Source organism: Rhodococcus ruber NBRC 15591 (assembly GCF_001894945.1).
Classification (GTDB): domain Bacteria; phylum Actinomycetota; class Actinomycetes; order Mycobacteriales; family Mycobacteriaceae; genus Rhodococcus; species Rhodococcus ruber.
The window spans coordinates 16,703-29,076 of the sequence record NZ_BCXE01000024.1; the positions used below are offsets into that span (position 1 = coordinate 16,703).

A 12,374-nucleotide genomic window follows, 5' to 3' on the forward strand; every position below is an offset into this window, starting at 1 on the left:
GCCCGGTCGCTTCGGGGCGGGGAAGCCTGGATCTCGAGTCCGAACGGTGGCGCGCGCCGGGCGGATGCCCTGTTAGTGTCTGGGCTCACGTGGTATTCGCGAGCCGGATGCCAGGCGATCCGTGCAGACCGGCTGCCGGTGGGGGTACTCGATGGAACCGTTGAGTGAGGAGACACAGCATGGCTGAGCGTTCGGGCTCGGGCCGGAAACTGGCATTGGCATTGGTGGGCCTCGGCGCCTTCCTCATCGTCGCGGCAATACTGATCCCGACGTATACCGTCGGCAAACTCGCCAAGACGCCGCTGGACCTCGAGGTGACCACGGTCGCCGAGGGCACCGGCGACATCCTCAACGCGCGGGCACTGCTGTCGGGGCGGGCGCAGGTCGACACCGACGTGCCGATCGTGGCGCAGCGGTTCGTCACCGTCGAGGAGCCGTCGGATGCGGACATCATGACCCTGCAGGCGGGCCAGACGGTCCGTCGCCTGGACATGCAGGGCGACACGGGTCTGGTCTCCGCCATCGTCGACCGGGTCACGGTGGACCGGGTCAGCGGCATGCCGGTCACCAAGGAGGAGAACCCGGACGCGGTCAGCACCATCCAGACCTCGGCCACGGCTCCGCCGACGGAGATCCCGAACCGCGACGGTCTGCAGTACCGCTTCCCGTTCGGCACCGAGCAGAAGTCCTACCCGTACTTCGACCTCAATGCGCGCGAGACCTACCCGATCGACTACATCGACGAGACCGAGATCAACGGCGTCAAGGTCTACCACTTCCGGCACGAGATCGAGCCCGTCGACCTGTCCGCGGTCGATCCGTCGGTGCCGACCTACAAGCTGAGCCTGCCCGCCTCCACGTGGGGCGTCGAGGGCGGCGAGACGCCGGTGACCATGACCCGCTGGTACACCAACGTCCGTGACCTGTGGGTCGAGCCGGAGACCGGCGTCGTCATCAAGGGCCAGGAGCAGCAGTACCAGTACTACGCCCGCGAGGCGAGCCGTCCCGAGGTGACGGTGCTGCAGGTGTCCCTGCCGTTCAACGAGGACACCATCGAGTTCCAGGTGGAACAGGCCAAGAACGGTATCGACACCCTGAACCTGTTCGGTCGCACCGTGCCGATCATCCTCGGCATCCTCGGCCTGCTCGCGCTGATCGCCGGCATCGTGCTCGGCCTGCGCGGCGGCAGCGGCCGCACCGGCCGTCCCGTCGCCGCGACGGGCGGCCCGACCGCACCGGCCGGACCGGCCCACGCCGCCCCGGCCCAGCGCGACTGGACCAGCGACCGCACCGAGGAGATCCCCCGCACGGACGCTCCCCCGCAGCAGCGGGACTGGACCACCGACCAGACGCAGGAGATCCCGCGCACCGACCTGCGCAAAGAACCGCCGCAGCAGTAGGTAGCAGTAGGTACCCGGCCGATGCCCCTCCCGATCGGGAGGGGCATCGGCGTGTGGACTCCCGATCGGGAGGGCGTCGGCGTGTGACCGAATGTGACATCGCGTCGGTTGGATCGAACCGATGTCACATTCGGCCCGACGGGGCGGGCCGCGTATCCGGCCCGACGGTGCGGGCGGCGCGCACGGCGAGGACGGAGACCACCGCGGCCGTCGTCGCCGCGACGGCCACAGCGACGAGCACGAACTGCCTCGTGGTGGTGGCGACGGTGAGCATGAGGGCAGCCTCCACCGCGAGACCGACCCACGCGACGGCCGCGAGGTGGGTGCGTTCGCCCGCGATCGCGGACAGCAGTGCGCCCTGCAGGACCGCCAGGCACGCGCCCTGCAGGGCGAACAGCCACAGCAGCGACTGCACCGGGGCGTAGGCGTCACCGACGAGCAGCGGCACGAGCGGCGCGCCCACGGCTGCGCCCGCGACGAGCGCCGCACCGATCCCGACGAGGACGGTCAGGGCCGAGCGGACCGCGGCCGCGGACTGGGCGGGGTCGGCCATCCGCGGGTACAGCACCACCCCGACCGCCTGCGGCAGCCAGAACGCGACTTTCGTCGCGACGGCGCCGAGCGCATACAATCCCGCGTCCTGCGGGTCGAGGACGGTGCGGGCGAGCAGCAGATCCAGCGACGTCAGGGCGATCAGCGCCAGCTGCACCTGGGAAGCGCGCAGCACCGCGAGCACGCCGACCGCCGGGGCGGTCCCGGATCCGGGCCCCGCCGGGGAGCGCGACACGAGCGTGGCGGCCGCGGCCGCGACGAACCCGGTGCCGACCGCGCCGGCGAACAGGGCCGCCCCCGGTCCGCCGCCGACGGCGAGCACCGCGACGGCGGGCACGACCTTCGCCACGCCGGCCGCGGCGAGGACGACGCTGAGCGCGCCGAACCGTCCCCGGCCCTGCAGCAGCCCCTGTTCGGCGGCGAGCAGCACGAGCAGGGGTGCGGTGACGAGCGAGCCGAGGGCACCGGCGACGCTGGTGTCGAGGGCCCACGCGACGAGGGGCACGACGGCGAGCGCGACGAACCCGGCGAGGCCGGCGCAGCGATAGCCGAGACGGCGCAGGGCCGCGGTGCCGGCACCGCGCACGGTCTCCCGGGCGACGACGGTCTGCAGGGCGAGCGCCGGCACGGCCAGGACCAGCTGGGCGGCCAGCAGACTGGCGAACTCCCCGTATCCCGCGGGTCCGAGCCACTGGGCCGCCGGCAGGTGCAGCAGATAGGACGCCAGGTTGGCGGTCATGGCACCGGCGGTCACCATCGTCATCCCGGCGACGGCGGTTCCGGTGGCCGGGCGCGGCATCTCAGGTCGCGGCATCGGACCATGGTTGCACGCGGCGGGTGCGGGCGACGAGGCGCGGGACACCGGCGCGAGATGGGTATTGTGCGGCCATGCCCAGGCCGGTGTCGCTGCGTCCCGCTGTCCCGGCCCTCTACAGCCTCGCGCTGGCGGCCGTGGTGCTCGGGCCGCTGCTCACCTCCCCCGGCTACCTGCTGTTGCGCGACGCGGTGAGCACCCCGCGGTCGTTTCCGACGGACTCGGCGCTGGGTCTGACCGATGCCGCGGCGCGGGCCGTCCCGCAGGACGCGTTGCTGGCGGCGGCGAGTTCGGTGGCGGACGGCGGCCTGGTGGTGACGGCGTTGCTCACCGGCGCCCTGTGGGCGGCCGGCTGGGGCAGCGCCCGGCTGGTGGCGGTGCTGTTGCCGACGGCCGGGCTGCCGGCCCGGCTGGTGGCGGCGACGGTGGGCGTGTGGAACCCGTACGTGGCGGAGCGGCTGCTGCAGGGGCACTGGAGCCTGCTGGTGGGCTACGCGGCGCTGCCGTGGACGGTGGTGGCCGCCGTGGCGGTGCGGCGGGGCGACCGCTCCGGGTGGCCGTCGCTGGCGGTGTGCCTGGGCGTGGCGGGCCTGACCCCGACGGGTGCGCTGCTGGCGTCGGGGACGGCGCTGGCCGTGCTCGCGCCCCCGGGCGGGCGGTCCCGGCGGGTGCCGCGGCTGGCCGGCGCGGTGGCGCTGGCGGGTGCGGTGGCGGCGCCGTGGCTGGTGGCGACGGCCGTCTCCGGCGGCGCGGGCGACGGATCGGATCCGGCGGGGGTGCGCGCCTTCGCGGCACGGGCCGAGCCCGCGCTGGGCACGCTCGGCAGCGTGGCGGGGCTCGGCGGCATCTGGAACGCCGACGCGGTGCCCGCGTCGCGGACGACGGTGTGGGCGCTGGTCGGTACTGCGGCGCTGCTGCTGGTGGTGGTGTGCGGGGTGCCGGCGCTGTGGCGGCGACGGCGCAACCCGGTGCTCGGCGTGCTGACGGCGCTGGCCGCGGTCGCGGTGCTCGGTCCCGCCCTCGCGGCGACGGGGCCGGGGCTGCGGGCCGGGGAGTGGGCGATGGTGCACGTCCCGGGTGCGGGTCTGCTGCGCGACACGCAGAAGTGGGTGGCCTGGGCGGTGCCGCTGTACGCGCTGGCCGCCGCGGCGGGGGTCGGCACGTTGCGGACGCGTTTCGGCGGGCGGGCCGGCGTCTGGGCCACGGCGACCGCGCTGGCGGTGCTGCTGGCCCTTCCGGACCTGGCGTGGGGCGTGGGCGGGCGCGTACGCCCGGTGCAGTATCCGGACGCGTGGCAGCGGGTCGCGGCGACGGTGCCGCCCGGCGACGGCGATGTGGCGGTGCTGCCGGCGGGTATGTTCCGGCGATTCGAGTTCAGTGGCGCCGCACCGGTTCTCGATCCGGCCCCCCGGATGCTGCGCGCCGACGTGCTGCAGTCCGGGGAGCTGATCGTCGCCGGCGGCACCGTCGCCGGCGAGGGCCGGGGGGCCGCGGAGGTGGAACGCCTGCTGCTGGCGGGCGCGGCGCCGGCCGACCTCGCGGCCCACGGCGTGGGGTGGGTGCTCGTCGAGCACGGCACGCCCGGGGATCTCGGCGACTCGGCCCGCACGCTCGAGCAGCTCGAGCCGGTGGTCACCGACGCCGCGCTGTCGCTGTACCGGGTGCGCGGGGTCGCCGGGACCCGGTCGGACGACCGGACGGCGGCGATCGCCGCGCACGCGCTGTGGGCGGCGGTGTCAGCAGGCGGGCTCGTGGGCCTGCTGGTCCTGCGACGGCGCGTCCGGCGCCGCGAGCACCACGGCGGCCTGCGCGGGGCGCGGGAACAGTCCTGAGACGCGGTGGCCCGCGGCCGTCGCGGCGAGCACCTCGTGCACCCCGTCGCCGGTCGCGGACCAGGAGAACTCGGCGGCGCGCACCCGGGCCTTGCCGCCGAGGGTGCGGCGGCGGTCGGCGTCGGCGAGCAGGTCGGCCACGGCACCGGTGAGCTCGTCCGGGGAGTCGACGAGCACGCCGGTGACGCCGTCGATGATCGAGTCGGTCAGGCCCTTGGAACTGCGGTAGCCGATCGTGGGCACACCGTGCTGGGCGGCCTCGACCACGGCGAGCCCCCACCCCTCCTTGCGGGACGGCATCACGTGCACCCAGGATCGGGCGAGCAGTTCGTGCTTGCGGTCCTCGGCGACGTGGCCGTGGAAGGTGACGGCGTCGGTGATGCCGAGGTCGGCGGCGGCTGCGCGCAGGTTCCGTTCCCACCAGCCGCCGCCGATGACGTCGAGGTGCAGGCCGGGGACGCGGTCGCGCAGCGCGGCGACGGCGACGAGGGCGTCCTCGATCTGCTTGTGCGGTACGAGCCGCGACAGCACGCACACGGTGGGATGCGCGGTGCGGGTGTGTTCGTCGCCGGGTTCGACGCCGGCGGGGACGGCGTCGGCACCGTTGCGCACGACGGCGATGCGGTCGCGGTCGACCCCGAGGGCCATGAGCTCGTCGGCGGACGGCAGCGACACGGTCAGGTACTGGTCGTCGCGGTGCACGCGCGGCGACAGCGTGGACTCGATCCACCAGCCCAGGGCGGCCATGACGCGCCCGGCGACGGGCCACTGCTCGCGGTGGCAGTGGTGCACGAGCACGGTCACGGGCGCCCCGGCGACGAGCCGGGAGAAGAACGGGATGCCGTTCTGGGTGTCGATCACGGCGTCGGGCCGGAGGTGACGCAGCGGGCCGACGCCGAGACGGCCGGCGGCGATCGCGGCGAGGGCCCGGGGATAGACGGTGAGCCGTCCGCCGCCGCGGCTGACGGTGACGCCGTCGATCTCGTCGCGGCGGGGGGCACCGGGGTAGGCGGCGGTGCGGAGGGTGACGCGGATGCCGCGCGCGGCGAGCTGGGCTCCGACCTGCTCGAGGTACCGTTCGCTGCCTCCGCCCTGGGGGTGCCCGGTATCGCGCCAGCACAGCAACAGAACCTCGCGCACGTGGCGACCCCCTGTGGTTCGTCGTCGACGGATGTATCCCGGAACACACTAACGGGTGCAGGGGCACCCGCGGTGGAGGGTTACCGGCGGGTAGTGCAGTGCGGGGGCCGCTATGGTTGCTCCTCGTGGTTGTTCCGACCCTGCCCGTTCCCCCGGTGGCCCGCACCTTCGCCCGGCGCGCCACCCTGCGCCGATCCGTCGGGCTGCTCGGCGACTTCCGGCACGAGCAGTCCGCACCCGAGCTGTTCTACGGGGCGCTCGCGCGCGACACCGTCGACCTGATCGGTGACCTGTACGCGGACCTGACCGACCGGGACCTCACCGGCACGACCGTCGTCGACGTCGGGGGCGGACCGGGATACTTCGCGGAGGTGTTCGGCGCGGCGGGTGCCCGCTACGTGCCGGTCGAGCCGGATCCGTCGGAGATGCACGCGGCCGGCCTCGCCGTGGGCGGGTCGGTCCGCGGCTCGGGCCTCGCGCTGCCGCTGCGCACGGGGTCGGTGGACGTGTGCTTCTCGTCGAACGTCGCCGAGCACGTGGCGCAGCCGTGGGTGATGGCCGAGGAGATGCTGCGGGTGACGCGGCCGGGCGGGCTGACGGTGCTGTCGTACACGCTGTGGTGGGGTCCGTTCGGGGGGCACGAGACCGGCCCGTGGCACGCGTTCGGCGGTGAGTACGCGGCCCGGCGGTACGCCCGCCGGCACGGCCGGGAACCGAAGAACCGGTACGGGGTCTCGTTGTTCGAGGTGGGCTGCCGCGACGGGCTGCACTGGGCACGGTCGACGCCGCACGGGGAGCTGCTGGCCGCGTTCCCCCGGTACCACCCGCACTGGGCGTGGTGGCTGGTTCGGGTCCCCGCGCTACGGGAGTTCCTGGTCAGCAACCTGGTGCTCGTGCTGCGCCGGCGCTGATGGTCGCGCTCGCCCTCGACGTCGGCGGCACCAAGATGGCCGCCGCCCGCGTTCGCGCCGACGGCACGCTCGACCCACCGCGGACGGTGCCGACGCCCGTGCACGGGGTGTGGGCGGCGTGCGCGCAGCTGCTGCGGCAGGTCGCCGCGGGGGACGAGGTGACCGCCGTCGGGATCGCCAGTGCCGGCCCGGTCGACACCGGCGCCGGCTCGGTGGCGCCGATCAACATCGGCGAGTGGGCGCGCGGCTTCGATCTGGCCGATGCCGTGCGCGGACTGTTCCCGCGCGCGGGGGTGCGGCTCGCGGTCGACGGGGCCGCGGCCGCGCTGGCCGAGCACCGGCTCGGGGCGGGCCGGGGTACGGCCGACCTCGTCGCTGTGGTGGTCTCGACCGGCATCGGCGGTGGTCTGGTGCTGGACGGCCGGATTGCCGGGGGCCGGACCGGCAACGCGGGCCACATCGGGCACATGGTGTCGAGCGTGGGTACCGAGGCGTGTGCGTGCGGGGGCGCCGGGTGCGTGGAGACCGTGGCGAGCGGGCCCGCCGCGGTGCGGTGGGCGCGGGGGCACGGCTGGTCCGGTGCCGACGGTGCGGCGCTGGCCCGCGACGCGGGGGCGGGCGATCCTGTCGCGGTGGCGGCGCTGGGACGGGCGGGGACGGCCCTGGGGGAGGTGATCGCGTCGGCCGCGGCGCTGGTCGACGTGGACCTCGTCGTGGTCGGCGGGGGATTCGCGCAGGCCGGCGCGCCGCTGTGGCGGCCGATGCGCGCGGCCGCGGCCCGGCACGCCCGGCTGCCGTTCCTGTCCGGGCTGCGGCTCGTCCCGGCGCGGCTCGCCGCCGCGGGAACCCTGACGGGCGCCGGGCTCCTCGCCGTCGCGGGCTGAGCTTCGACGCGAATCGCCCGCGCCGCGGCCCCTTCCCGCGTCACAATACGAGGGTATTGCCCTCGGGACGGGAGCGGCCATGACGCCTTTCCAGCGCTACATCGCCGAGGAGATCGCGGTGGACCACGCCGACGGTCTGCTCACCCGCCGCGAGGCGCTGCGCCGGCTGGGGCTGATGGGGCTGAGCCTCACCGCGGCATCCGCCCTGCTGGCGGCCTGCTCGAACGAAAACGGTTCGACCGTAACACCTTCCAGCCCTTCTGGGGCGGCTTCCGCATCCCCGGACCGGACACCGCCGGGTAGCGCGACGGCCGTTGCGACGGAGCCGATCACGTTCCCCGGCCCGGAAGGACGGACGCTGCAGGGCGCATGGGCGCCGGCGGCGGAGCCCCGGGGTGCCGTGCTCGTGATCCACGAGAACAAGGGACTCAACGATCACATCCGCTCGGTGGCCGGGCGCCTGGCCGGGGCCGGCTACTCGGCGCTCGCGATCGACCTGCTCTCCGAGGAGGGGGGCACGGCCGTGTTCACGGACCCGGCGCAGGCCACGGCGGCACTGAGTACCGTTCCGCCGCAACGGTTCTCCCAGGACATGCGGTCGGGCATCGACGAGCTGACCCGGCGGGTGCCGGATCGGGGCGTCGGGGCCGTGGGGTTCTGCTTCGGCGGCGGCATGACGTGGCTGCTGCTGACGACCGGCGACCCGCGCGTCGCGGCGGCCGTCCCGTTCTACGGACCGCTGCCCGACGCTGCCGACTTCGCCGGCTCCCGAGCCGCCGTCCTCGCGATCTACGCCGAACTCGACCAGCGCGTGAACGCCTCGCGGGACGCGGCGACCGCGGCGCTCGAGCGGGCGGGCCTGGCGCACGAGGTGGTCACCTACCCCGGCGCCGACCACGCCTTCTTCAACGACACCGGCCCCCGGTACAACGCGGACGCGGCCGCGGGAGCGTACGACCGGATGCTCGCCTGGTTCGGGACTCACCTGGGGTGACCCCTTCCGAAAACTTGTAACGTGTTCTAGTGTTCGAGGTCACAGTCCCGGTGGCCGGAAGGAGAGCGCGTGAGCATCGATCCTGCCGCGTCGACGTCCGGCGCCGCCGGCCACGACGCCGAGGTCGCGCGGCCCAGCGACTCCCGGCGCGATCCCGAGCAGGTCCGGGAGAACCTGCGATCGTGGCTCGCGACGAAGGTGACCGACCCGGTCGTCGAGAACGTGCACATCCCCGAGACCACCGGCATGTCCAGCGAGACGCTCCTGTTCGACGCCCGCTGGGACGGCACCGACCGTCCGCTGGTCGCCCGCGTCGCCCCGGCCGAGACCGCCGTGCCCGTCTTCCCCACCTATGACCTCGAGGGCCAGGCCCGTGTCATGCGCGCCGTCGCCGAGCACTCCCGCGTCCCCGTCCCGGCCGTGCACTGGTACGAACCCGACCCCGCCCCGCTCGGGGCCCCGTTCTTCGTCATGACCCGCGTCGCCGGTCGCGTACCGCCGGACGTCATGCCGTACAACTTCGGCTCCTGGGTCACCGAGGCCGGCGACACCGAGCGCGCCGCCATGCAGGACGCCTGCGTCGAGGTGCTCGCCGGTGTCCACGACGTCCCGCCGGCGAGCGCCGGGCTGGGACCGGCCGGCACCGTCGCCGACGCCGTCCGGGCGCACCTGGAGCGTCAGCGCGCCTACTACGAATGGACCACCCGCACCGGTGGCCCCCGCTCCCCGCTCGTCGAGCGGGCGCTCACCTGGCTCGACGCCCACCGTCCCGACGACCCCTCCCCCGCGGTGCTGTGCTGGGGCGACGCGCGGATCGGCAACATCCTCTTCGACGGGTTCCGGCCCGTCGCGGTGCTCGACTGGGAACTGGCCACCCTCGGCGCCCGCGAGATGGACCTGGCCTGGATGACGTTCCTGCACCGGTTCTTCGAGGACATCGCCGCCTCCGCCGGGCTCCCGGGTCTGCCGGGCTTCCTGCGTCTCGACGACGTCGCGCGCACGTACGCGCAGCGCACCGGTCACGTCCCGCGCGACCTGCACTTCTACACCGTCCACGCGGCGCTGCAGCACGCGATCATCATGCTGCGCATCCACACTCGCGCGGTGCACTTCGGGCAGGCGCAGCCACCCCACGACCCCGACGACGCGATCATGCACCGCGCCACCCTCGAGGCGATGCTCGACGGCACCGACCGGCAGGGGTCGGCGTCGTGAGCTCCCTGTCCCCCCTGGACGACTACCCCGTCCACCAGACGGCCGAACCGATCCGGCGCGTCGCGACGTCCGACCGCAACTTCTACGACCGGTACTACTTCAACTGCTACCCCGCCGACACCGCCGACCTGTTCCTGATCGTCGGCATGGGCCAGTACCCGAATCTCGGTGTGGCCGACGGTTTCGCGGTGCTGCGCCGCGGCGACGACCACCTCGTCGTCCGGGCGTCGAAGGCACTGGGCACCGATCGGACCGACACGGCCGTCGGACCGCTGCGCGTCGAGGTGCTCGAGGGGCTGCGGCGGCTGCGGGTGGTCCTCGAACCCGGCCACGCCGAGACCGCCGACCTCTCCTTCGATCTCACCTTCGAGGGCACCGTCCCGGCCACCGAGGAGACACCGCAGCGACTGCGCCAGCTCGAGCGCGTCGTCATGGACACGTCACGGTTCGTCCAATCCGGCCGATGGTCGGGCACCCTCACGGTCGACGGGCAGACGCGGCACGTGGATCCGCGCACGTGGCTCGGCAACCGCGACCGCTCGTGGGGCGTGCGCCCGGTCGGGGAACCGGAGCCGCCCGGACGCAAGGCGCACGAGGGCACGCCCGGCTTCTTCTGGATCTACTCGGTGATGCAGTTCGAGAACGACACGCTCGTCACGATCGTGCAGGAGGACGACCAGGGTCGGCGTCTGGTCGAGGAGGCGATCCGGATCCGGCCCGGCGCCGAGCCCGAGTGGCTGGGCCGGCCGGAGCACCGGCTGGTGTTCGCGCCGGGCACCCGCAACGTCACGGGGGCGGTGCTGACGTTCCACCGGCCCGGGTCCGAGGTCGTGACCGTCGACTGCGAACTGCTGGTGCCGAACCTGCTCGCCGTCGGTACCGGCTACGGGCTCGAGCAGGACTGGCGGCACGGCATGTGGCAGGGCGAGCTGGTGGTGCAGGCGCTGCGCCGCGACGTCCGCGAGATCGACCCGGCGTTGCTGCTGTTCTGCCCCACCGACCATCTCGCGCGGTTCCGGATCACCGGGTCGGACGCCGTCGGCACGGGACTGTTCGAGGTCGCCGTGATCGGACCGCACCGGCAGTACGGCTTCACCGGGTTCGTCGACACCCACCCCGCCCGGTCGGACAAGTGCGCAACCGAAGATCGTTGAGGAAAGGTGACATGACCGATTACGACAAGCTCTTCATCGGCGGACGCTGGGCCGCCCCATCCACCGACGAGCGCCTCGAGGTGTTCTCGCCGGCCACCGAGGAACGCGTCGGTTCCGTGCCGGTCGCCGGGCCGCAGGACATCGACGCCGCCGTCGCCGCCGCCCGTCGCGCCTTCGACGACGGACCGTGGCCCCGCACCTCGCCGTCCGAGCGCGCCCAGGTGCTCGCCAAGGCCGCCAAGCTGATCGAGGAACGCAGCGCCGACCTTGCGGCGTCGCTGTCCGCCGAGATGGGCCAGCCGCCGGCCTCGGTGCAGATGATGCAGGTGACGCCGTCGCTGGCGACGATCAACTATTATGCGGGCCTTGCCGATTCGTTTCCGTGGACGGAGGAGCGCACCGGCGCCTTCGGACGCTCCCGGGTGACGCGTGAACCCGTGGGCGTGGTCGCCGCCGTCATCGCGTGGAACGTGCCGCTGTTCCTGATGATCAACAAGCTCGGCCCGGCCCTGCTCGCCGGCTGCACCGTCGTGCTCAAGCCCGCGCCCGAGTCGCCACTGACCACCAACGCGGTCGCCGAGATCTTCGCCGAGGCGGGCCTGCCCGAAGGCGTGCTCTCCCTCGTCCCGGGCGGCGCCGAGACCGGTGAGTACCTCGTCGCGCATCCGGACATCGACAAGATCACCTTCACCGGCTCGACCGCCGTCGGCAAGCACATCGGCGAGATCGCGGCACGCAACCTCACCCGCTGCTCACTCGAGCTCGGCGGCAAGTCCGCCGCCATCGTCCTCGAGGACGCCGACCTCGACTCGACGATCGCGATGCTCGTGATGTCCGGCCTGATGAACACCGGGCAGGCCTGCGTCGGCCAGACCCGCATCCTCGCGCCGCGCTCGCGCTACGACGAGGTCGTCGAGAAGATGGTGGCGACCGCCGCGTTCTTCCCCGTCGGCATGCCCGACGACGCGGCGGCGCAACTCGGACCGCTGATCTCCGCGAAGCAGCGCGACCGCGTCGAGGGCTACATCGCCACGGGCAAGGAGGAAGGCGCGCGACTGGTGCTCGGCGGCGGCCGGCCCGCAGGCCTGGACAAGGGGTACTTCGTCGAACCGACGATCTTCGCGGACGTCGACAACTCCATGACCATCGCGCGCGAGGAGATCTTCGGCCCCGTGCTGTGCGTGATCCCCTACGACAGCGTGGACGAGGCGATCAAGATCGCCAACGACTCCGACTACGGCCTCGCCGGCTCCGTCTACACCACCGACGTCGACAAGGGCCTCGAGGTGGCGTCGCGGGTGCGCACCGGCACCTACGGCATCAACTGGTACGCCTTCGATCCGGGCTCACCGTTCGGCGGCTACAAGAATTCCGGCATCGGACGGGAGAACGGCCCCGAGGGCGTCGAGGCGTTCTGCGAGACCAAGTCGGTGCTGTACCCGCCCGGCTACGGCGCCTGACGGACTCTCGCGGGCTTC

Annotated in this window: 10 protein-coding genes; 8 read left to right on the forward strand and 2 right to left on the reverse strand. The window is 73.7% G+C overall.

From position 1 onward, the window contains the following. Positions 1-179 precede the first annotated feature (179 nt). Positions 180-1,400 (forward strand): cell envelope lipid trafficking protein PgfA, encoded by a 1,221-nt coding sequence (gene pgfA, locus RR3_RS17085; protein WP_048773158.1) that lies wholly within the window; start codon positions 180-182, stop codon positions 1,398-1,400. 124 nt (positions 1,401-1,524) lie between these two features. On the opposite strand, the gene RR3_RS17090 is transcribed toward pgfA, so the two are convergent. After that, positions 1,525-2,751: a polysaccharide biosynthesis protein gene (locus RR3_RS17090; protein ID WP_048773155.1), complete on the reverse strand. Its 1,227-nt coding sequence runs from the start codon at positions 2,749-2,751 to the stop codon at positions 1,525-1,527. A gap of 89 nt (positions 2,752-2,840) precedes the next feature. Here RR3_RS17090 and RR3_RS17095 point away from each other — a divergent pair, with 89 nt between their 5' ends. Continuing rightward, positions 2,841-4,598: an MmpA family trehalose lipid delivery protein gene (locus tag RR3_RS17095; protein WP_072786488.1), complete on the forward strand. Its 1,758-nt coding sequence runs from the start codon at positions 2,841-2,843 to the stop codon at positions 4,596-4,598. Here the strand turns inward: RR3_RS17095 and RR3_RS17100 are convergent. Further along, a complete protein-coding gene (locus RR3_RS17100; protein ID WP_040274921.1) occupies positions 4,503-5,738 on the reverse strand; it encodes a glycosyltransferase family 4 protein in 1,236 nt (411 codons plus the stop codon). The genes RR3_RS17095 and RR3_RS17100 overlap by 96 nt on opposite strands. A gap of 155 nt (positions 5,739-5,893) precedes the next feature. On the opposite strand from RR3_RS17100, the gene RR3_RS17105 reads away from it, so the two are divergent. The 6 genes from RR3_RS17105 to RR3_RS17130 all read left to right on the forward strand — a co-directional run bounded on the left by RR3_RS17105 (position 5,894) and on the right by RR3_RS17130 (position 12,356). Further along, positions 5,894-6,649, forward strand: coding sequence for a class I SAM-dependent methyltransferase (locus RR3_RS17105; protein WP_029539964.1), 756 nt, complete (start codon positions 5,894-5,896; stop codon positions 6,647-6,649). Next, positions 6,649-7,533 carry an ROK family protein gene (locus RR3_RS17110; protein WP_048773149.1) on the forward strand — a complete coding sequence of 295 codons (885 nt, stop codon included), beginning with the start codon at positions 6,649-6,651 and terminating at the stop codon, positions 7,531-7,533. The genes RR3_RS17105 and RR3_RS17110 overlap by 1 nt, the downstream gene beginning before the upstream one ends. 79 nt (positions 7,534-7,612) lie before the next feature. Then, the gene (locus RR3_RS17115; RefSeq protein ID WP_017682247.1) at positions 7,613-8,527 is read left to right on the forward strand and encodes a dienelactone hydrolase family protein; all 915 of its coding nucleotides are present in this window, start codon (positions 7,613-7,615) and stop codon (positions 8,525-8,527) included. Positions 8,528-8,596: 69 nt separating this feature from the next. After that, on the forward strand, positions 8,597-9,742 hold the full coding sequence (locus RR3_RS17120; RefSeq protein WP_017682248.1) for a phosphotransferase family protein: 1,146 nt from the start codon (positions 8,597-8,599) through the stop codon (positions 9,740-9,742). Further along, positions 9,739-10,896 carry an Rv3169 family protein gene (locus RR3_RS17125; protein ID WP_064066766.1) on the forward strand — a complete coding sequence of 386 codons (1,158 nt, stop codon included), beginning with the start codon at positions 9,739-9,741 and terminating at the stop codon, positions 10,894-10,896. The genes RR3_RS17120 and RR3_RS17125 overlap by 4 nt, the downstream gene beginning before the upstream one ends. Before the next feature lie 11 nt (positions 10,897-10,907). Further along, complete coding sequence (locus RR3_RS17130) at positions 10,908-12,356, forward strand: aldehyde dehydrogenase (protein WP_010593532.1); 1,449 nt, start codon at positions 10,908-10,910, stop codon at positions 12,354-12,356. Positions 12,357-12,374: the final 18 nt, after the last annotated feature.